Consider the following 20,168-nt stretch of genomic DNA (forward strand, 5'->3'; position numbering starts at 1 on the left):
CCAGGAGGAGCGTCCCCATGAACCAGCAGGCCGGCCCCGCCTCGGAACAGCCGCCGCAGCCGCCGCACCCCGCCCGGGTCGCGTTCGACGCCGTGATCTTCGACCTCGACGGCGTCGTCACCGACACGACCGCCGTGCACGCCCGGTCGTGGAAGGCCCTGTTCGACGAGGCGCTGCCGGGGCTGACGAAGTCACCGGTGCCGCCTTTCGACATTGAGGTCGACTACCGACGGTACGTCGACGGGCGGCCGCGGGAGGACGGCATCCGTGCGTTCCTGGCGTCGCGCGGGATTGAGCCCAAGCGGGGACGGGCGACCATCGACGCGCTCGCCGCCCGCAAGCAGGAACTCTTCACCCGCGAACTCGACATTGTTGGAGTGCAGGCGTTCCCCGGCACGATGGCGCTGCTGCACCGGCTGCGGGAGCAGGGGCTGCCGGTGGCCCTGGTGACCTCGAGCCACAACAGTGCCGCCGTTCTGGCGGCGGCGAACGTGGTGGGCATGTTCGACGTCACGGTCGACGGCGCCGACGCCCAAAGGCTGGGCCTGGCCGGCAAACCCGACCCGGCGACGTTCCTCGAGGCGGCACGGCGCCTGCACGTGACACCGGCCCGCACCGCGATCGTCGAAGACGCCGAGGCCGGGGTGCAGGCCGGGGCACGCGGCGGATTCGCGCTGGTCATCGGCATGGACGGCACCGACGACGGCCGGTTGCTCGCGGCCGGCGCCGACATTGTGCTCGCCGACCTCAGCGACCTGGACCTGGCCGCGCTGGACCCGGACGTGACCGGGAAGAACCGCGGCTGGGCCGGCGGGGAATCCGGCAGCGACCCCTGGCTCCTTCGCTACATCGGCTACGACCCCGCGACGGAGGGCCTGCGAGAGGCCCTCTGCACGCTCGGCAACGGCTATTGGGGAACCCGCGGCGCCGCCGCCGAGTCCTGCGACGACGGTGTGCACTACCCGGGAACCTACCTTGCCGGCGTCTACAACCGGGTGCAGACCGACCTCGGCGAGCGCATCGTCGAGGATGAGCACCTCGTCAACGCCCCCAACTGGCTGCCGCTCGGGTTCAGGGTGGCCGACGGTGACTGGTTCGACCCCGGCCATTCGCAACTGGTCACCTACCTGCAGGAGCTGGACCTGCGGCGGGGCGTGCTGACCCGCGTCATCCGTTGTCGTGACGAGGCAGGGCGCACCACCCGGGTGACGTCCCGGCGGTTCGTGTCGCAGGCCGCTCCGCATGTGGCCGTGCTCGACACCACGTTCGAGGCGGAGGACTGGTCGGGCCCGCTGACCGTGCGCTCTGCCCTCGAGGGCCGGGTCTTCAACCGCAACGTGGCCGCCGACCGGCTGCTCAGCAACGCTCACCTGCTCCCGCACACCACCGCGCAAATCGACGCCGAGACCGTGCTCCTCGAGATGGAGACCACCCAGTCCGGCATCCACATCGCCCTGGCGGCGCGGACCCGGGTGCTCCGGGATGAGCAGCCCGTCGATCCGGTTCGGCACCTGCTCACCGACGACGCCGGCTGGGTGGCGCACGAATTCACCCTCGATCTGGAGCCGGGGCATCCGGTCAGGGTGGAGAAGACCGTCGTCGTCAGCACGTCCCGTGACCGGGCCATCGCCTCGCCGGCCCGAGCGGTGGCCACCTGGATGCGACGCCTGCCGGATCCCGCGGAGGTGCTGGCGGCGCACGAACAGGCCTGGCAGATCCTCTGGGACGAATTCGCCGTGGGGATGGGCGCGGGAGACCACCAGGCGCTCGCGCTCAACCTGAACACCTTCCACGTGCTGCAGACGGTGGCGGCCGTCGACGCGGACCTCGACGCGAGCGTGCCGGCCCGGGGCCTGCACGGCGAGGGGTACCGGGGACATGTGTTCTGGGATGAGTTGTTCGTCTACCCGATCCTCACCCTGCGCCGACCCGACCTGAGCCGCGCCCTGCTCGGCTACCGGTACCGACGGTTGGGCGAGGCGCGGGCGGCCGCGCGCCTCGTGGGGTGTGAGGGCGCGATGTTCCCGTGGCAGAGCGCCATCGACGGCCGCGAGGCCACCCCGACCGCCCTCTTCAACCCGCTGACCCGGCAGTGGATGCCCGACAATTCGAAGAACCAGCGGCATGTGGGCCTCGCCGTGGCCTACAGCGTCTGGGAGTATTACCAGTCCACCGGCAACATCGAATTCATGATTCACCAGGGTGCCGAGATGCTGCTCGAGGTTGCCCGCTTCTTCGCCGGCCTGGCCCGCTACGACGAGGTGGACGACCGTTACGACATCGACGGGGTGATGGGGCCGGACGAGTTCCACGACGGCTACCCGGGAGCGCCGGGCGCGGGCATCCGCAACAACGCGTACACGAACGTGATGACCGCGTGGGTGCTGCGCCGCGCGGTCGAGACCGTGTCCCTGCTGGAGGATCGGTATTGCCGGCCGCTCTGGAACCGGCTGCGACTGCGGCCGGACGAGGTCGCCGGGTGGGCGCGGATCAGCCGGCGGCTGCGGGTTCCCTTCCACGCCGACGGAGTGATCAGCCAGTTCGAGGGCTACGAGAACCTCACCGAATTCGACTGGGACGCCTACCGCGCCCGCTACACCTCGATCGCCCGCCTCGACCTGATCCTCAACGCCGAGGGTGACAGCACCAACAACTACCGGCTCTCCAAGCAGGCCGATGTGCTCATGCTGCTCTACCTGCTCTCCGCCGAGGAGCTGCGCGAATTGCTCGAGACCATGGGCTACGAGCTGTCGCCGGAGGCCATCGTGCGCACGGTGGACTTCTACGCGTCGCGGTCCACGCATGGTTCGACGCTCAGCAACGTCGTGCACTCCTGGCTGGAGGCCCGGCGCGACCGGGAACAGTCATGGGCCTTCCTGACCCGGGCCCTCGACAGTGACCTGGGCGACACCCTCGGCGGCTCCACCCACGAGGGCATCCACCTCGGGGCCATGGCCGGCTCGGTGGACATGGTCGTGCGCTGCTACACCGGGCTGGAGATCCGGGAAGACATGCTCTGGCTGCATCCGGTGCTGCCGAAGGAAATCTCGGAGGTCACCTTCAGCATCAACTACCGGGAACAGCCGATCCGGCTGGAACTGACGCCCGGGAACCTGCGCCTGCAGCTGCGGGAGGGCGGAGCCACCCCGATCCGGGTGCGGATCGAGGGCAGCGAGGCCGTCCTGGCGCCCGGCCAGACCCGCGACTTCCCGCTCGGTCGGTAGGACGTTCAGACCTCGGACTGCAGGGCCGCCCGGGCGAACGCGGCCCCGCCGGGAGTGATGATCCAGCGCGTGTGACTGCTCGCGCCGACATCGAACACGCCCATTCGGCGCAGCAGCCGCCATTTCGGCAGCACCAGGTCGAACGCCGCATCGTCGGTGAGCGGAGCCCCGTCCGCCCGCACCCAGCCGACGGTCTCCAGGCTGAGGGCCAGCAGTTGTTTGAACAGTTCACCCTCGTCGAATCCCCGCCGCGCGATCAGAACGAGCAGCAGTTTCGTGGCGTCGGTCTCCGCCTGGTCGCGGCTCTGGTGCACGGTCCTGGCCAGATGCCACCAGAGCTCGCGCGGCGCATCGACGAGCGCCCGGCCGCGACTGGTCTGCAGTAGCATCCCCTTGCTCACCCGCAGCAGGCCCACCGCGCAGAGATGTGCGCGCAGCTCCAACAGCGGCAAGAGGTGGCTCTCCCTGCCGGCCCTGACGGGCCAGCCCCAGTCGATAGCGCCAGCGGCGTCCACGACCACGGCGGGCGGGAGATAGCCGGCCCGGGTCAGACGGATGCCGTGCGCGCCGACGCGGCGGAGCATCCACTGCACGGGCGCCACCATGCGCTCCATCGGCCGCACCGGCAGCAGGATCGAGTCGGTCACCCGCGCCTCCGCCAGCACGAGGCGGAACCCGGCGACGGAGTCGGGGTGCATGCGCGTTTCGAGTTCCTGGACGACCTTCACCGTTGGAGCATAGCGAGCCGGACCCGGTGGGACCGATCGTGTCGGGTATCCGCTCTGTCGTAGCCTTGGATCATGGCTAGAGACATTGCAACCACCACCGTCGTCGACCTCGCCGGGATGCTCGCCTTCGTGCGCCCGAGGCACCGGATGCTTCTGGCCACCACCCGCGCCGACGGCCGCCCGCAGATCTCCCCCGTGGCCGGCGGAGTCGACCCCGACGGCCGCATCGTGATCTCGTCCTACCCGGCCCGGGCGAAGACCCGCAACGCCGAGCGCAATGCGCACGCCTCCGTGCTGGTGCTCTCGGACGACTGGGACGGCGGCTGGATCCAGGTCGACGGCGACGCCGAGGTGTTGCACATGCCGGAGGCCGGCGACGGGCTGGTCGAGTACTTCCGCTGCATCGCCGGCGAACACTCCGACTGGGCCGAGTACCGGGCGGCGATGGCGCTGCAGGACAAGTCCCTGATCCGGATCACCCCCACCCGGTGGAGTCCGATCGGCACCGGCGGGTTCCCGGCCGACGTGGCCGCCCGGCTCGACGCGCTCTAGCCGCGCCGGCAGGCCTCACGGCGCACACTGTGGAAGCCGGCCCATGTTCTACCGTGAGCCCGCTTCCATAACCTGCGCCGCGAGGCCTGGCGTCCGGCGCACGCTCACCTGCACCTGCGAAGCTGGTCCGATGACCGACACCCGCGCCGCCGCCCTCGAGATCCTGCGAAACCTGGTCGGGCGTGACGATGCCGACTTCCACGAGGGGCAGTTCGAGGCGATCGAGACCCTGGTCGACCAGCGACGCCGGGCCCTGGTCGTGCAGCGCACCGGTTGGGGCAAGTCGGCCGTGTATTTCGTCGCCACCCTGCTGCTCCGCCGCCAGGGCGCCGGCCCCACCATCCTGGTGTCTCCGTTGCTCGCCCTGATGCGGGACCAGGTGGCCGCCGCGGCGCGGGCCGGGGTGCGGGCCGTGTCGATCAATTCCGCCAACCCGCACGAGTGGGCCGAGGTGCAGCAACAGCTGCAGGACGACGAGGTCGACGTGCTGCTGGTGTCGCCGGAACGGCTCAACAACCCGAAGTTCCGCGACGAGCAGCTCCCCGCGCTCCTCGCCCGGGTGGGGCTGCTCGTCGTCGACGAGGCCCACTGCATCTCCGACTGGGGCCACGACTTCCGGCCCGACTACCGTCGCCTGCGCGACCTGATCGCCCAGATGCCCGCCGGCGTACCGGTGCTGGCGACCACGGCCACGGCGAACAGCCGGGTGGTGACGGATGTCGCGGCGCAGCTGGTCTCGACCGGGTCAAGCACCGGGGGGCCGAGCAGTGACGAGGCAGGCACCGACGTGGTCACCATTCGCGGGCCGCTCGCCCGGGCGTCCCTGCGCCTGGGTGTACTGCGGCTGCCGGACTCGCGAACCCGGCTGGCCTGGCTGCTCAGCCACATCGACGAGCTGCCCGGCAGCGGCATCATCTACACCCTCACCGTCTCCGCGGCGGAAGACACCGCCCGGCTGCTGCGGGAGGCCGGCCACCCGGTGCGGGCCTACACCGGGCAGACCGACACCGCCGAGCGGGAGGAATCCGAGGGCATGCTCAAGCGCAATGAGGTCAAGGCCCTCGTCGCCACCAGCGCCCTGGGCATGGGGTTCGACAAGCCCGACCTCGGGTTCGTGCTGCATCTGGGTGCCCCCTCCTCCCCCGTGGCCTACTACCAGCAGGTCGGCCGCGCCGGCCGTGCCACCGAGAACGCCGACGTGCTGCTGCTGCCCGGCGTCGAAGACGAAGACATCTGGCAGTACTTCGCCACCTCCTCGATGCCCAGCCAGCACAAGGCGGAGGCCGTGATCGGGGCGCTCACGGAGCATGGCGGTGCGCCGCTGTCCACGCCGGCGCTCGAGGCCCGCGTCGATCTCAAGCGCAGCCCGCTCGAGCTGCTGCTCAAGGTGCTCGACGTCGACGGTGCCGTGCGCCGTGTCACCGGCGGCTGGGTGTCCACCGGAGCGCCCTGGTTCTACGACCGGGAACGTTACGAACGCATCATTGCCGCCCGGGTGAGCGAGCAGCAGGCGATGCTCGATTACGAGAGCACCACCGGCTGCCGGATGGAATTTCTGCAGCGCGCGCTCGACGACGACACCGTGGTGGCCTGCGGCCGCTGCGACAACTGCACCACGGCCTGGTTCCCCGGCGATGTGCGGCCCGAGATGGCCTCGGCCGCCGCCGCGTCGCTCGACCGGGTCGGCGTGGCCCTCGAGCCGCGCGCCCAGTGGCCCACCGGGGTGGCGAGCCTGGGCGTGAACGTGCGCGGCAATATCCCGGCCGGTGAACGGATGCTGCCCGGCCGGGCCCTGGCCCGCCTCACCGACCTGGGCTGGGGCGGTCCGCTGCGCGACCTGTTCGCCACCCGGACTTCAGACGCGCAGGGCTCAGACGCGCAGGGCACGGATGCCCCGGCGAGCCCGGCCCTGATTCAGGCGTGCATCCGGGTGCTGGCGGAGTGGGGCTGGGACGAACGGCCGGCCGCGGTGGTGAGCGTGCCCTCGCGGCGGCATCCGTTGCTGGTGGGATCGGTCGCTCGGGCGTTCGCCGACGCGGGCCGACTGCCCTGGCTCGGCTCGCTCGACCTTGTGAACGGCGGCCCCACCGGCACGGCGGGCGGCAACAGCGCCTACCGGCTTGCCAACGTCTGGGACCGATTCGCGGTGGGCCCGGAGCTGGCCGCGGCCCTCGACGAGGTGCGGGGCCGGCCGATCTTACTCGTCGACGACCTCGCCGACAGCCGCTGGACCCTCACGGTCGCGGGCCGCCTGTTGCGTCGCCAGGGCGTCGAGTCCGTGCTTCCGTTCGCGCTGGCGCTCAAGTCCTGACGCTGGCGGCCCGACGTCAGCGCAGCGCCCGCAACTTGACCGTGCGCCGCCGGCCGACCTCGTCGGCCACGACCCCCCCGGCTTCTCCGCCGTGGGCCGCCTGCATGGACAGGCGCACCAGATCCACGCCGCGCAGCCCCGGCCAGCCCTGCACCAGGTGGCGCCAGGGTGTGGGCACGGCTTCCAGCCCCCAGCGAGCGGCCGTCAGCGCGCCCACGGCACCCGCCACGGCGTCGGTGTCACCTCCGCCGCGCACCGCGGCTTCGACGGCGCGACGCACCTGGCCGGCATCCGTTCCCCGGGTGTGCGTGATCGCGGACCAGGCGGACTGCAGGGTCTGCACGACCCAGCCATTGCCAGGGAAGTCCGCCGGCCGCTTGCGCTCGGCCTCGTCGAACCGGGCCGACCAGTCCGCGCGGCGCTCGCTCGGCAGGGCCGACAGGCCCACCCGGATGTCGAGTTCGCCTTCGAGGACGGCGTGCCGCAGGGCCAGGCCGAATAGCACGCAGGCGTCGCCCGCGTCCGTTTCGCAGTGGGTCAGCTCGCTGACCCTGCGCGCCGCCTGGGCCAGGGCGACCGGATCGGCGAGGAATGCCAGCGCCACCGGCGCGGTGCGCAGGAGCGATCCGTTGCCGGCGCTGCGTCCGTTGCGGTCGTGCTGCTCCCTCGCGGCGCGCCGCACGGACTCCGCGTTCGGTTCGGCGCCGGACAGCACGGCACCCAGTTGGACCCCGGCGTACGGTGCCGATTTCGCCCAGCCCACCCAGTGGGCCACGACGACGTCGAGGACCGCGTCGTCTCTGAGGTCCCGCCCCTCAGTCGCGGCCATCGCGAGCGGAACGGCCATGGCCGTGAAATCGGTCCACTCGCCGGGCGACCAGTGGAACCCGCCGCCACCGCCGCGCATGCTGACTGTGGTGGATTCCGGCAGCGGCCCGGCGAACTCGTAGCCGGCCCCGAGCGCGTCCCCGCAGGCCATGCCCAGCAGTACCCCGGCCGATCGGTCGTGTTGGTCGGCAGTCATTTTCATGCGGGCTCCTTCGGGTGGGGCCGGTACGAGTGCAAATACCTGCGAACAGATGAGAGAGCCTCAGATGCGCAGGACGATCTCAGCCTATTGCGGCCCAAAATCCCTGACAAGGCTATTGACCGGGGCCGGACCGGTGTGTGACGCCCCGCGTCACGGGAATACTGACCGGTGCGTACTCCTTGTTAGTCTTCGGACGTCGCTTCCCGGCGATGAATACGCAACTGCAACCTCGGTTAGGCCAGAAACAATGAAGCTCAAGTTCCTGTCGGCGGCACTTCTCACAGCGCTCACCATCTCGCTGGCCGGCTGCTCCGCCGGCGCCGACACCGACACCGACGATACAGCCACCACCGGCGCCGACACCTCCCTGTCGTCCGTCACCGACGCCGGCGTCCTCACGGTGGGAACCGAGGGCACGTACCGCCCGTTCACCTTCCACGAGGGTGGCTCCGGCGCGCTGACCGGCTACGACATCGAGGTCATAGAGGCCGTCGCCGCCGAACTGGGCGTCACGGCCAAGTTCGAAGAAACCCAGTGGGACGGCATCTTCGCGGGCCTGGAGGCCGGTCGCTTCGACGTCATCGCCAACCAGGTCACGGCCACCCCGGAACGCGTCGAGAAGTACGACCTCTCCTCCCCCTACACCGTCTCGACCGGCGTCATCGTGGTGAAGAGCGACAACACGTCGATCACCTCCTTCGAGACCCTGGCCGGCAAGACCACGGCCCAGTCGCTCACCAGCAACTGGAACACCCTCGCCACCGAGAGCGGCGCGAACGTGCAGGCCGTCGAGGGCTGGGCCCAGTCGGTCGCCCTGGTCGAACAGGGCCGCGTCGACGCGACCGTGAACGACAACCTGACTTTCCTCGACTACCAGAAGCAGACCGGTGCCGCCGGCCTCAAAATCGCCGCGAACACCGACGAGAAATCCGAGAGCTCGTTCGCGTTCGTCAAGGGCAGCACGGAGCTGACGGATGCCGTCGACGCCGCCCTGGAGAAGCTCGCCGCAGCCGGCACCCTGACGTCGATCTCGGAGAAGTACTTCGGGTCCGACGTTTCCCGGTAACCCGATCCAGCCATGAACCAATCTGCCTGGGACCTTTTCTGGACCTCGCTGGGCCCCATCGTGCACGGGGCGATCGCCGGCACCATCCCGCTGGCGCTCGCCTCATTCGCGATCGGCCTCACGCTCGCGCTCGGGCTGGCGCTGATGCGCCTGTCCCGGCGCCGGTGGGTGTCCAGCATCGCCCGGGTCTACATCTCGATCGTGCGCGGCACCCCGCTGCTGGTGCAGCTGTTCGTGATCTTCTACGGCCTGCCGTCGTTGGGCATCCTGATCGACCCGTGGCCGAGCGCCGTGGTCGCGTTCTCGCTCAACGTCGGCGGATACGCCGCCGAGGTGATCCGGGCCGCCATCCTCTCCGTGCCCAAGGGGCAGTGGGAGGCGGCGTACATGATCGGCATGTCCCACCGCCGGGCCCTGACCCGCATCATCCTGCCTCAGGCCGCCCGCGTATCCGTGCCACCCCTGTCGAACACGTTCATCAGCCTGGTCAAGGACACCTCCCTCGCCTCGCTGATCCTGGTCACGGAGCTGTTCCGAGAGGCACAGCAGGTGGCCGCGTTCAGCCAGGAATTCATGCTGCTCTACCTCGAGGCCGCCCTGGTCTACTGGGTGATCTGCCTGGGCCTGTCCTCGGTGCAGAGCGTTCTCGAGAAGCGATTGGACCGCTATGTCGCCCACTGACCCGACCGATCCCACAGCGCCGGATGCCGCGGCTGCCCCTGATGCCCTGCTCCGGGTGCGCGGCCTGCGCAAGAGCTTCGGCCCGAACCAGGTGCTGCAGTCCATCGACCTGACGGTGGGCCGAGGCCAGGTGCTCGCCCTGATCGGCCCCTCCGGTTCCGGAAAAACCACCATCCTGCGCTGCCTGAACGGCCTCGAACTGGCCGACGGGGGAACGATCGACGTTGCCGACGAGGTCTCACTCGACTTCGGCACTCCCCCGACGAAGAAGCAGCTCGCGGCCCTGCGCGACCGTTCGGCCATGGTCTTCCAGCACTACAACCTGTTCCCGCACAAGACCGTGCTGGAGAACGTGCTCGAGGGGCCCCTGATCGTGCAGCGACGACCGAAAGCCGAGGTCGAGGCTGAGGCGCTCGCGCTGCTGGACCGCGTGGGCCTCAGCGCCAAGAAGGACAGCTACCCGTTCGAACTGTCCGGCGGCCAGCAACAGCGCGTGGGCATCGTGCGCGCCCTCGCCCTGCGGCCGCAGCTGCTGCTCTTCGACGAGCCCACATCCTCGCTCGACCCGGAACTCGTCGGCGACGTTCTGCGCCTGATCAAGGAACTGGCAGTGGAGGGGTGGAGCATGGTCATCGTGACCCACGAACTCGAATTCGCCCGGGAGGTGGCCACCGAGGTGGCCTTCGTCGACGGCGGCCGGATCGTCGAGCACGGTGACCCGAAGCAGGTGCTCCACCATCCGCAGGAGGAACGCACCCGCCAGTTCCTGCACCGGCTGCTGTTCCCCTTCTAGGTTTCCGAGCCTCTAGGTTTCCGGGCCGGGCCGATCCGCTGGTTCAGGCTCGGGACGATCCGCTGCCCGGAGAGAGCCGGCGTGAGCTCGCGCCGTGGGATCGCGGCGCGTCTTGATCAGGCTTGCGACCGTGGTCACGGTCAGGACCACTCCGATGACGATGAGGCTGAGGTTCGTGCTGATCTCGGGCACGCGGTCGTCCAGGCCGTGTCCCCAGTGCAGGACGAGTTTCACACCGATGAAGGCCAGGATCAGGGACAGGCCGGTCGACAGGTAGACCAGCCGGTCGAGGAGCCCCTTGACGAGGAAGAAGAGCGCCCGGAGCCCGAGAAGTGCGAAGGCGTTGGCGGTGAAGACGATGTACGCCTCGTCGGTGATTCCGAAGATCGCCGGGATCGAGTCGAGTGCGAACAGCAGATCGGTGCTGCCGATCGCGATCAGAACGATGAACAGCGGTGTCACGGCGCGACGGCCGGCGTGGCGGGTGAACATGCGGCCGCCGACATAGTCGTCGGTCACGGTCAGGCCCCGACGGGCCACCCGGACCAGCACGTTGTCCTGCACGTCGGGGTCGACGTTGCGGTGCCGGTACAGCTGCACGGCCGTGAAGATCAGCACCAGACCGAAGATCAGGAACATGAAGGAGAACAGCGAGAGCAGGGCCGCGCCCAGCGCGATGAAGATCGCCCGCAGAATGAGTGCCAGCACGATCCCGAAAATGAGAACCTTCTGCTGGTATTTTTCCGGCACGGCGAAAGTCGACATGATGATCACGAAGACGAAGAGGTTGTCGATGGACAGACTCTTCTCGACGATGTAGCCGGCGAAGTATTCCGCGCCGAAGCCCCAGCCCACCTGGGCTGCGAAAACGAGGCCGAACAGGATGGCGACCGCGATGTACAGAATCGAAGAGACTGCGGCCTCCCGAAATTTGACCACGTGCGGCCGAGCCATGGCCAGGCCCAGGTCCAGCGCGAGCAGACCCAGAATGAGTGCGATAGTGAGCGTCCAGCGGAGCGCAGTTACTTCCAGCAACTGTGACCTTCCTGTCATATCCTCGGTGAGGAATTTTGGGCTGACCCCAGGATGAGGAACCAGTTTTGTGATTGAGTGACATGAGTTCATCGGTCACAAGGGGGGGCGGCCAGCCCTGCTGATTCCCCAGCGCGGCGGCACTATTCTTTTCCAGTGACTTTAACAGCGATTTCTACGGTGGCCTCCGACTCATCATCGCCCTCCGCCCTCCGGCGCCTCTCCGGTCTGCTTCGGATCGGGATGGGCCTTCTGCTGTTCGCGAGCATCGCCACTCAGGTTACCGACCAGGTCTGGAACGACGCCTTCGTGGCCACCGAGTACTTCGGATATTTCACGATCCAGTCGAGCCTGATGAACCTGGTCGTTCTGCTCGTGGGGGGTTCCCTCGCGGTGCGCAGTCGCGTCGATCCCCAGCTGCTCACCGCGGTGCGAATGTCGGTGCTCACCTATGCCGTCGTCACCGGGGTCGTCTACAACGCGCTGCTGCGCAACGTCGTCTCCGACGGCTTCATCGGTGTCGGCTGGCCCAACGAGGTCCTCCACGTGTGGGCGCCGATCTTCATCGCCCTGGACTGGATTCTCTCGCCGGGGCGACCGGCCGTGGCGTGGAAACGTCTCGGCTACGCCCTGATCTACCCGGTGCTCTGGGTGGTCTACGCCCTGGTGCGCGGAACGACGACCGGCTTCTACACCTACCCGTTCCTCGATCCGGGCCAGCCCGGCGGCTACGTCGCCGTGGCCCTGTACGTGCTCGGTATCGCGGCCTTCATCACCGGGCTCGCCGCGGCCGCGATCGCCGCGAGCCGCGTCCGCCCCCGGGCCCTCGAGACCGGCACGGCGACCTGATCCACGCCCGCGGTCGTCCGGTCGGGGCCCCGCGGGCGCCAGCGTGGCGAACACGGTGATCATCTCGTCCACGCTGTGCGAGGCGTTCGACGGATGCCGGAGCGGCCGGTTCCGCTCGATGCTGTAGTGGTTGCGCCGCCCCACCCGTTCGCGCCGGATGTACCCGCCCTCGACCAGGTCCGCCATGATGCTCAGCGCCGCCCGGGACGACACCCCCACGGTGTCGGCGAGCTCCTCCACCCGCGCATCGGGGTTCTCCGCGATGGCGAGGAGCAGGTGCGCGTGGTGGGTGAGGAACGTCCACGGCTTGCCGGGGGCATCCGTCACCGGGGCGGGCGACTCGGTCAGTGGTTCGGTCTGCGATTCGGTCATCAGCGGTGCTCGTTCTCCTTCTTCAGTTCGGCCTGCTGCTCGGGCTTCTGCTCGGGCTTCTGCTCGGGCGTGCGGGCCGATCGACGCCAGACCGGCTCCAGCTCGGCGATCTCCTCGGGGGTGGCCTCGCGGAAGGAGCCGGCCGAATCGGCCTCGATCTCGCGGCGTCCCTGGCCGCGCGTGGCCCGGAGGCTGAGCACGACCGACACCGTGATGATGAAGGCGATCACACCCAGCGACACGGTCGTCGGGATGTAGAAGACGTCGAGCAGCAGCATCTTAACGCCGACCCAGACCAGCACCAGGGCCAGGCCGATCTTCAGGTAGACGAACCGGTGCATGAGGTCGGCGAGCAGGAAGTACATCGCCCGCAGGCCGAGGATCGCGAAGGCGTTGGCGGTGAAGACGATGAACGGTTCGCTGGTGACGGCGAAGATGGCGGGGATGGAGTCCACGGCGAAGACGACATCCGTCACCTCGACGAGCACGAGAACGGCCAGCAGCGGCGTGGCGAGCAGGATGCCGTTCCTCCGCACGAGGAAGCGCTGGCCGTGGAACGCGTTCGTCATCGGGATGAAGCGGCGGAAAAGGCGCAGCACCGGCGACTTCTCGGGGTGCGCGTGTTCGTTGCGGGTGCGGATCATGCGGTAGCCGGTGTAGATCAGGAACGCGGCGAAGACGTAGAGGATCCAGGAGAAGTTCTCGATCAGCACGGCGCCCGCGGCGATGAAAATACCGCGCAGCACGAGCGCGCCGAGCACGCCGAGGAACAGCACCCGGTGCTGGTATTGGCGCGGCACCGCGAAGGCGGCGAAGATGATCGCCCAGACGAAGACGTTGTCGACCGCGAGGGATTTCTCAATCAGGTAGCCGGCGTAGTACTGCTGCCCGTACTCGGCCCCGGCCGTGGTCCAGATCACGAGCCCGAAGCCGATGCCGATGAGCACCCAGACCGCCGACCAGATCGCGGCTTCGCGCACTCCGATCACATGGGCCTTGCGGTGGGCGAACAGGTCGACGGCCAGCATGAGCGCGATCACGCCGAACACCGCCAGCCAGGCATAGAGGGGAACGTTCACGGGATATACCTTCCAGTCAGCACTGCGACTGGAGGTCTGGTCCAACCCGGATCGGGTCCCTGTGGCCGGGTTTCGATGACGAAACCGGATTGACGACCACACGCTGGGGATTACTCCCCTCCGGAAACAAGTGAAGCATACTTCACCCTTTGAGGCAAGCGCGGCGGTTGAGTGCGGCCGCCGGCGGGACTAACGTCTGCAGAACGAACGTCTGTCTACCGAGGAGGATCCCATGAAAGGTTTTGTCGACAACATCGAAGACGCGGCTATCCGCAATTCGAACTTCCGGCAGGTGTTGTACACCGCCCAGGGAATGCAGCTGGTCGTGATGGCGCTGGAGCCGGGTGAGGACATCGGCGAAGAGGTGCACCCGGATCGAGATCAGTACTTCCGGGTGGAGAAGGGCAAGGGCGATGTCTGGATCGACGGCACGCGGACGAAGATCAGGAAGAACTCGGCCATGATCGTGCCGGCCGGCGCGCGGCACAATGTGCTCAACACGGGCGGCAAGGTGCTGCGGCTCGCCACGATCTACGCGCCGCCGGAGCACAAGGATGCCGTCGTGCACCTGACCAAGGCGGATGCCCAGGCCTCGGAGGAGCACTTCGACGGCGTCCTCACGGAACCGAAGGCGAAGCAGCGTTCGCGGCAGACGAAACCGGCCGGCAAGAAGCCTGCAAAGGCGAAGACGGCAGCAAACCCGACGGCCAAGACGGCCAAGACGGCCAAGACGGCCAAGAAAGCAGCAAAACCCGCGGCGAAGCGGCCCTCGACGAGGGCGCGGTCCGCCGACACCGCCTAGCTCGTGGGCGCCGCCTAGCTCGTGGGCGCCGCCTGCGCGGCTCTCACCCGCTGAGCCTGCAGGGTGCGTTCCCGCATTGCGAGGAACAGCGGGAAGGTGAAGGCGAACGCCGTCAGGCCCGAGAGCACCACGTAGAGCCACGCCCGCTTCATCCCGAGCCGCCTGCCCTCGACGATGATCAGGATGCTGCCGGCCACCGCCACCACCAGCAGATCCACGGTCAGAGAGGACACCGCCGGACCGCTGTTCACCCAGTCGCCGACGAAGTCGCGCACCTGCACGATCGCGAGCAGGTTGAAGGTCCAGGTGCCCACGAGGCCGGCGAGGCCGAGCGCCAGGTAGACGAGGGCGAGCGCGGTCCAGTTTTTGGTCATGCGTCATTATCCCCGCCCGGTAGGGTCGAAAGCCGACCTCTGGGAGCACCATGCCACACTCACCCCGCCGGCCGGCGGCATCCCGCAGTCGGCGTTCCCGGCGCCCTCCCGTCACCGCACTGATGGTGATCCTGGCGCTTCTGGCTCTGGTCTGGGCGGCCGTGGGCGGCCTGCCCGGCCTCACGCCGGGAGAGGCATCCGTTCCCGGGCCGGGCGGCTCCGCGGCCACGGCGACCGGCGACGCGGCCGACCTGCTGGCCACCCTGCCGGTCAAGGGCAAGGCCCCGAAAACCGGCTATGACCGCACCGGGGAGTTCGGCTCCGCCTGGCGCGACGTCGACGACAACGGCTGCGACACCCGCAACGACATCCTGGCCCGCGACCTGACCGGGATCGTGACCGACGAATCCTGCCGGGTGCTGAGCGGCGAACTGCTGGCACCCTACACGGGCGAATCAGTGTCATTCGAGCGCGGTGAAACCACCTCGATGCTCGTACAGATCGACCACCTGGTCGCGCTGTCGAACGCCTGGCAGACCGGTGCCGCGCAGTTGGACCGGGACGCGCGGATCGCCCTGGCCAACGACCCGCTGAACCTGCTGGCGTCTGACGGTGCCTCCAACTCGCAGAAGGGCGACGGGGACGCCGCCACCTGGCTGCCCGCGGAGAAAACGTTCCGCTGCGAATATGTGGCCCGACAGATCTCAGTGAAGGCCGGCTACGGCCTGTGGGTCGCCCCGGCCGAGCATGACGCGATGGCGCGCGTGCTCGCGACCTGCCCTGGCCAGCCGGCCTACGCGACCGCGGCCGGCATCGATTAGGCTCCCGCCGGCCGGCACCGGAAACGGCACGGCCTAGACCGACACGGGGACCTCGCCGATCTCGCTGAAGCCCTGGTCGGTGACGGTGATGACCAGCTTGGCCGGGATCTGCTCCTTCATGGAGTCGACGTGGCTGATCAGGCCGATGGTGCGGCCTCCGGCGCGGAGTCCGTCCAGTGTGCTCATCGCCGTCTCCAGGGTCGCGCTGTCGAGGGACCCGAAACCCTCGTCGACGAACAGGGTGTCGAGGGCGATGCCCCCGGCCTGGTTCGACACGATCTCCGCCAGCCCGAGGGCGAGGGCCAGCGACGCCAGGAACGTCTCGCCGCCGGAGAGCGACTGTGTGGGGCGGGCCCGCCCGGTATGCGCGTCCCGGATCATCAGCCCCAGCCCGGACTGGCCACCCCGGAACTGCACCGAGTCGTCGTGCTCCAGCGTGTAGCGGCCGCCGGTCATGGTGCGCAGCCGGTTGTTGGCCGCCGCGATGATCTGCTCCAACTGCGCGGCGAGAACGTAGGTCTCGAGCCGCATCCGTTTCGTGTTGGGTTCGTCGCCGTGGACGGCAGCGGCCAGCTCCCGCACCTGGGTCTGCGTGGCCAGAAGCTCCTCGCCTGCGTCGAAATGCACCCGGGCATCTGTGACCAGGCCGGTCATCACGACCACCCGCTCCCCCAGCGAGCCGCGGGCGGCCAGCGCCGCGTCGCGCGCCGCCGCGGCGATGACCAGAGTGTCCCGGGCCAGACCGACGTCGATCAGGCCCGCGGGCAAGCCCGTGAGCGCCGGTTCGGCGAGCACGGAGCGCGCCGCCGCACGTGAATCGTCGTGCCCGCGGATCAGCTCTTCCAACTGCAGCACGTCGGCGTCGTCCTGGTGGGCCGCGGTCGCGGCGTGTTCGTCGGCGAAGCCTTCGCGGGCCAACTGCGCCTGCACGGATGCGTCCGCGGCGTTGCGCAGGCTCCGGCGCTCACGGCTGTGGTCGAGGGCCTCATCGAGGGCCCGCGCGGACGCGAGCTCGGCCTGCAGCCGATCGACCCGGAAGCCCACCGACGCGAAGTCCCCGCGCTGGGCGGCCACCCGGTCGTCGATGGCCTGCCGGGCACTGCGGCGCTCGGCGAGCCCGGCGGCCGCCTCGTCGCGGACGGAGCACAGGTCTGCCAAGGCGCGGCCGGCCTCGTCGAGTTCGACTCGCACCCTGCTCTTGTCGAGGCCGAGGGCGGTCGCCCGCACGCCCGCGCTCACGGCCTCGGCCAGGGCCGCATCGGACGCGGTCGTTTCGCCGGCGATTTCGGCGATGCTGCGTTCCCCGGCCCGGGCTCGGGCCTCGGCGAGGTCGGTGGCCACGGTGCCCGTGGCGGCATGCGTCTGTTCGAGCCGGGCCTGCCCCTGTTTCAGCCGTTTCCGGGCAGACGCGATGTCCGCTTCGGTGACCGGTTCGTCATCGCCGGTGGCGGGAGCCGGGTGCACGGTCGAGCCGCACACCTCGCAGGGTTCCCCCGGCACAAGGCTCGAGGCCAGCTCAACGGCGTGACCGGCCAGCCGCCGATCCACGAGGGCCTGGTAATGCACCGCCGCCGCGGCATTCTCGCCCGCGGCGACCGCATCGGAGAGGTGCGCCTCCGCGAGAACGGCGTCGAGGAGCCGCACCTGGTCGGCGGCGGCCTGGGCCACGAGCAGCCGCTCCGTCCGGGCGCGCGCCTCGGGCTCCCGGGCTGCCGCCAGCAGCGCCGCAGCGAGGTCTGCTTCGACCTCCTCCAGCCGTTCCGGCAGCTCCTGCAGGAGCGCCTGGGTCTGCTGGACGGACGCCGCGTGCCGGGCGAGCTCGTCCTGCAGCGTCACGATGCCGACCGCGATGCCGGGCAGCAGCCGTTCGGCGTCCCGCACGTCGTTCAGCGACCCGAGCTGGCCGAGGAGGTCGTCGGTGACGGCGGTGAGGCGGTCGGCCGTTTCCACCAGATTCGGGTCGTCCTGATACTCACGCCAGGCGTCTCGCGCGCGCAGCTCACCGGCCAGGGCCTGGTCGAGCGCGTCCTCCGCCTCGCGACGCGTGCGGAGCGCCGGCCAGACCCGGGACGCCCGATTCGCGGCCAGCACGGCCTCCCGGTCGAGGGCGACCGCCTCCTGTCGGGCGTCGAGGACGGCCAGGGCCGAGCGGGCTTCGTTGCGGCGGTCCTGCCGACCGCGAAGGTCGTCCTGGGCCTGCACCTTCACGGTGGCCAGGTTCAGCACGGACGTGGCCCGTTCGGCACCCTCCGCGGCCTCCGCGAAGAGCTCTTCCAACTCCGCCAGGGCGGCGGCGAACCAGGCCCGGTCGCGAGTGCCGTGCCCGTCGGCTGCCTCGTTTCCGGGCAGGTTTTCGCGCTGCAACTGCCGGGACGCGGTGGCCGCCAGGCCCGCCAGACGCTGGCGCACGGAATCGAGTTCATCGTCGAGCACCTTGCGCCGCTGAATCAGCCCGAGCTCGAGCTGCTCGAACCGGGCGCTGCCGAAGAGCGTGCGCAGCACCCCGCGCCGGTCGTCGGTCTTGGCCAGCAGAAACCGCTGGAACCGGTTTTGCGCCAGCAGGATGACCTGCAGGAATTGGTCCTGCTTGAGTGGCAGGATGCGGCTGAGTTCGTGGCCGACGTCGACCGGGCGGGTGGCCACGCTGCGCCAGCCTTCGGCGCCTGGTGCTGATCGGGCCCCGTGAACGTCTGCCAGATCACGCCCGCCTGGCAAATCACGCCCACATTGCAGATCACGCCCGTCTGGCAGATCACGGATGTCGAGACGCGCGTCGGGCGGGGACATGGTCGTACCGAGGCCGCGCTTCTTGTTCTTCTCGTATCTGGGTGTGCGGTAAATGCGGTAGTCGTTCTCGTCGAGCGCGAATTCCAGCTCCACGAAGGTGGGATCGTCCGGTTCGCAGTGGTCGCTGCGCAGCGGGGACTCCGTTCCCTCATAGCGCGGCACACTGCCGTAGAGGGCGAAGCAGACGGCATCGAGGATGCTGGACTTGCCGGCCCCGGTCTTGCCGGTGATCAGGAAGATTCCGTCGGCGTCGAAACGCTCGAAGTCGATCACCTGTTCGTTCTTGTAGGGGCCGAAACCGGCGATCCGCAGGCGTTTGATCTTCATCGGCTGATCTCCCTCAGGTCGCCCTCGGTGAGGAGTTCCGCCACCAGGTCGCGTTCGAAATCGGTCTGGCCGACCCCGTTGCGCACAAACTCGAGGAACCCGGCGACAATTTCGCGGTCGGTCTGACGGTTGATGCGTTCACCGTAGCTGGCGGCACCCGGGTCGACGATGATGTCGGGGCGATGCTCGAGGGTGACACAGTGCGGGAAGCGTCTCTGCAGGCGACGGATGCCGTCGAGGGGCCGCACCTGATCGGTCAGGATCGCCGACACCCAGTCGGGTTCGAACTCCGCGAAGGCGTCATCGGTCAGGAGCTGCTCGATCTCGCCGGTGAGCACGCTGAGCCGGCGCGGAACCGGAAGGTCGATCCATTCGATCAAGGCCGCGCCACCGGCCTGGAGCTCGACCAGCCAGCAGCCCCGCGGCTTGCCGGCCTCCGAGAAGGAGTAGTGCAGGGGGGCGCCCGAGTAGCGCACGCGCTCGGAGAGCCGGGCCCGGCCGTGAATGTGGCCGAGGGCGACGTAGTCCGGGTCGGAGAAGACGGAAACGGGAACCAGATCGAGGCCACCCGCGGTGATGTCCCGCACGGCATCGGTCGCCGCGGATGCGGGCACGCCCGCCGCGAAGCAGTGGCTGAGCACCACGGACCGTCCGCCGCGCGCGGCGAGATCGTCGCGGATGCGCTGCATCACGAGGGTGAGCACCTGCTCGTGGGTTTTCAGCGGTTCGTCTGAAGGTCCTTGGAAAGCACTGGGCCCTTGAAAAGCACTGGGCCCTTGGAAAGCACTGGGCCCTTGGAAAGCACTGAGGTGCCGGACCAGCGCCGGCTCGAGGTAGGGGATGCCGTAGAAGTGCACGGGCCCGTTCTCGTCGAGCACGGTGACCGGTTCGAGGAATCGCTCCGGCCGGGTCAGGACGTGGACGCCAGCGAGCGCGGCCCACTCCGATTGGAAGCCGAGGCGGGTGGCCGAGTCGTGGTTGCCGCTGGTCATCACCACCGTGGCCCCCGCCTGGCGGATCTCCCGCAGCACCGCCGTGAGCAGCGTGTAGCTCTCCGCCGACGGCATGGCCGAATCGAAGATGTCGCCGGCCACCGCCACCACGTCGATTTGATGCCGGCGCACCACCTCCACCAGCGCATCAAGAACCTGCCGTAGATGCTCCAGGGTCGAATGCGTGTGAAAGGTTCGCCCGATGTGCCAGTCAGAAGTGTGCAGGATCTTCATGCTGCTCACGGTATCGCCCACCTCCGACCTCCGGATCGCACCGGCCACCGATTTCTTTGTTTGCTTTTGTTTTTCTTGACAAACAAAAACAAACACAGGTAGCCTTTTTGTATT

At 69.0% G+C, this 20,168-nt stretch carries 16 protein-coding genes and 1 pseudogene; 9 read left to right on the top strand and 8 right to left on the bottom strand.

The genetic code is table 11. The features are described from left to right. The first annotated feature begins 17 nt into the window (after positions 1-17). The gene (locus E3T23_RS07335) at positions 18-3,224 is read left to right on the top strand and encodes a beta-phosphoglucomutase family hydrolase (RefSeq protein ID WP_134369713.1); all 3,207 of its coding nucleotides are present in this window, start codon (positions 18-20) and stop codon (positions 3,222-3,224) included. A gap of 5 nt (positions 3,225-3,229) precedes the next feature. On the opposite strand, the gene E3T23_RS07340 is transcribed toward E3T23_RS07335, so the two are convergent. After that, positions 3,230-3,952, bottom strand: a complete 723-nt coding sequence (locus tag E3T23_RS07340) for a hypothetical protein (RefSeq protein WP_134369714.1) — start codon at positions 3,950-3,952, stop codon at positions 3,230-3,232. Between the two features lie 72 nt (positions 3,953-4,024). Between E3T23_RS07340 and E3T23_RS07345 the strand changes: the two genes are divergently transcribed. Both E3T23_RS07345 and E3T23_RS07350 read left to right on the top strand, forming a co-directional pair. After that, entirely contained in the window at positions 4,025-4,504 is a 480-nt protein-coding gene (locus E3T23_RS07345; RefSeq protein ID WP_134369715.1) for a PPOX class F420-dependent oxidoreductase, read from the top strand. Positions 4,505-4,634: 130 nt separating this feature from the next. Next, positions 4,635-6,815, top strand: coding sequence for a RecQ family ATP-dependent DNA helicase (locus E3T23_RS07350; RefSeq protein WP_134369716.1), 2,181 nt, complete (start codon positions 4,635-4,637; stop codon positions 6,813-6,815). 16 nt (positions 6,816-6,831) lie between these two features. Here E3T23_RS07350 and E3T23_RS07355 read toward each other — a convergent pair whose 3' ends face one another. Continuing rightward, positions 6,832-7,845, bottom strand: a complete 1,014-nt coding sequence (locus E3T23_RS07355) for an ADP-ribosylglycohydrolase family protein (RefSeq protein ID WP_198416193.1) — start codon at positions 7,843-7,845, stop codon at positions 6,832-6,834. Positions 7,846-8,092: 247 nt separating this feature from the next. Between E3T23_RS07355 and E3T23_RS07360 the strand changes: the two genes are divergently transcribed. The 3 genes from E3T23_RS07360 to E3T23_RS07370 are packed head-to-tail and all read left to right on the top strand — an operon-like array spanning position 8,093 to position 10,385. After that, the gene (locus E3T23_RS07360) at positions 8,093-8,911 is read left to right on the top strand and encodes an amino acid ABC transporter substrate-binding protein (protein ID WP_134369717.1); all 819 of its coding nucleotides are present in this window, start codon (positions 8,093-8,095) and stop codon (positions 8,909-8,911) included. A 12-nt stretch (positions 8,912-8,923) separates the two neighbouring features. Beyond that, entirely contained in the window at positions 8,924-9,592 is a 669-nt protein-coding gene (locus E3T23_RS07365) for an amino acid ABC transporter permease (protein WP_134369718.1), read from the top strand. Beyond that, complete coding sequence (locus E3T23_RS07370) at positions 9,579-10,385, top strand: amino acid ABC transporter ATP-binding protein (RefSeq protein WP_134369719.1); 807 nt, start codon at positions 9,579-9,581, stop codon at positions 10,383-10,385. The genes E3T23_RS07365 and E3T23_RS07370 overlap by 14 nt, the downstream gene beginning before the upstream one ends. Positions 10,386-10,397: 12 nt before the next feature. On the opposite strand, the gene E3T23_RS07375 is transcribed toward E3T23_RS07370, so the two are convergent. Next, positions 10,398-11,420 carry a TerC/Alx family metal homeostasis membrane protein gene (locus E3T23_RS07375; RefSeq protein ID WP_134369720.1) on the bottom strand — a complete coding sequence of 341 codons (1,023 nt, stop codon included), beginning with the start codon at positions 11,418-11,420 and terminating at the stop codon, positions 10,398-10,400. A gap of 153 nt (positions 11,421-11,573) precedes the next feature. On the opposite strand from E3T23_RS07375, the gene E3T23_RS15195 reads away from it, so the two are divergent. Next, positions 11,574-12,266 carry a Pr6Pr family membrane protein gene (locus E3T23_RS15195; protein ID WP_166806234.1) on the top strand — a complete coding sequence of 231 codons (693 nt, stop codon included), beginning with the start codon at positions 11,574-11,576 and terminating at the stop codon, positions 12,264-12,266. Positions 12,267-12,431: 165 nt separating this feature from the next. Here E3T23_RS15195 and E3T23_RS15810 read toward each other — a convergent pair. Continuing rightward, positions 12,432-12,638, bottom strand: a pseudogene (locus E3T23_RS15810) (helix-turn-helix transcriptional regulator); the annotation flags it as partial. Beyond that, positions 12,638-13,717 (bottom strand): TerC family protein, encoded by a 1,080-nt coding sequence (locus tag E3T23_RS07385; protein ID WP_134369722.1) that lies wholly within the window; start codon positions 13,715-13,717, stop codon positions 12,638-12,640. The gene E3T23_RS07385 and the pseudogene E3T23_RS15810, both read right to left, overlap by 1 nt. 232 nt (positions 13,718-13,949) lie before the next feature. Between E3T23_RS07385 and E3T23_RS07390 the strand changes: the two genes are divergently transcribed. Further along, complete coding sequence (locus tag E3T23_RS07390; RefSeq protein ID WP_134369723.1) at positions 13,950-14,519, top strand: cupin domain-containing protein; 570 nt, start codon at positions 13,950-13,952, stop codon at positions 14,517-14,519. A gap of 14 nt (positions 14,520-14,533) precedes the next feature. On the opposite strand, the gene E3T23_RS07395 is transcribed toward E3T23_RS07390, so the two are convergent. Beyond that, the gene (locus E3T23_RS07395) at positions 14,534-14,893 is read right to left on the bottom strand and encodes a DUF2834 domain-containing protein (RefSeq protein WP_134369724.1); all 360 of its coding nucleotides are present in this window, start codon (positions 14,891-14,893) and stop codon (positions 14,534-14,536) included. A gap of 50 nt (positions 14,894-14,943) precedes the next feature. Between E3T23_RS07395 and E3T23_RS07400 the strand changes: the two genes are divergently transcribed. Beyond that, positions 14,944-15,714, top strand: coding sequence for an HNH endonuclease family protein (locus tag E3T23_RS07400; RefSeq protein ID WP_134369725.1), 771 nt, complete (start codon positions 14,944-14,946; stop codon positions 15,712-15,714). A gap of 33 nt (positions 15,715-15,747) precedes the next feature. On the opposite strand, the gene E3T23_RS07405 is transcribed toward E3T23_RS07400, so the two are convergent. Then, positions 15,748-18,828, bottom strand: coding sequence for an AAA family ATPase (locus E3T23_RS07405; protein ID WP_134369726.1), 3,081 nt, complete (start codon positions 18,826-18,828; stop codon positions 15,748-15,750). Continuing rightward, positions 18,825-20,054: an exonuclease SbcCD subunit D gene (locus E3T23_RS07410; RefSeq protein WP_134369727.1), complete on the bottom strand. Its 1,230-nt coding sequence runs from the start codon at positions 20,052-20,054 to the stop codon at positions 18,825-18,827. Before E3T23_RS07410 ends, E3T23_RS07405 begins: the two co-directional genes overlap by 4 nt. Positions 20,055-20,168 lie beyond the last annotated feature (114 nt).

Origin of the sequence: Cryobacterium cheniae, assembly GCF_004403395.1 — a bacterium.
Taxonomy (GTDB): Bacteria; Actinomycetota; Actinomycetes; order Actinomycetales; family Microbacteriaceae; genus Cryobacterium; species Cryobacterium cheniae.

Bases quoted from the DNA above. Each gene is read 5' to 3' on its own strand.
- E3T23_RS07355 (WP_198416193.1), bottom strand. From the start codon at position 7,845: ATGAAAATGACTGCCGACCAACACGACCGATCGGCCGGGGTACTGCTG.
- E3T23_RS07350 (WP_134369716.1), top strand. From the start codon at position 4,635: ATGACCGACACCCGCGCCGCCGCCCTCGAGATCCTGCGAAACCTGGTC.
- E3T23_RS07400 (WP_134369725.1), top strand. From the start codon at position 14,944: ATGCCACACTCACCCCGCCGGCCGGCGGCATCCCGCAGTCGGCGTTCC.
- E3T23_RS07365 (WP_134369718.1), top strand. From the start codon at position 8,924: ATGAACCAATCTGCCTGGGACCTTTTCTGGACCTCGCTGGGCCCCATC.
- E3T23_RS07360 (WP_134369717.1), top strand. From the start codon at position 8,093: ATGAAGCTCAAGTTCCTGTCGGCGGCACTTCTCACAGCGCTCACCATC.
- E3T23_RS07405 (WP_134369726.1), bottom strand. From the start codon at position 18,828: ATGAAGATCAAACGCCTGCGGATCGCCGGTTTCGGCCCCTACAAGAAC.
- E3T23_RS07335 (WP_134369713.1), top strand. From the start codon at position 18: ATGAACCAGCAGGCCGGCCCCGCCTCGGAACAGCCGCCGCAGCCGCCG.
- E3T23_RS07345 (WP_134369715.1), top strand. From the start codon at position 4,025: ATGGCTAGAGACATTGCAACCACCACCGTCGTCGACCTCGCCGGGATG.
- E3T23_RS07390 (WP_134369723.1), top strand. From the start codon at position 13,950: ATGAAAGGTTTTGTCGACAACATCGAAGACGCGGCTATCCGCAATTCG.
- E3T23_RS07395 (WP_134369724.1), bottom strand. From the start codon at position 14,893: ATGACCAAAAACTGGACCGCGCTCGCCCTCGTCTACCTGGCGCTCGGC.
- E3T23_RS07410 (WP_134369727.1), bottom strand. From the start codon at position 20,054: ATGAAGATCCTGCACACTTCTGACTGGCACATCGGGCGAACCTTTCAC.
- E3T23_RS07370 (WP_134369719.1), top strand. From the start codon at position 9,579: ATGTCGCCCACTGACCCGACCGATCCCACAGCGCCGGATGCCGCGGCT.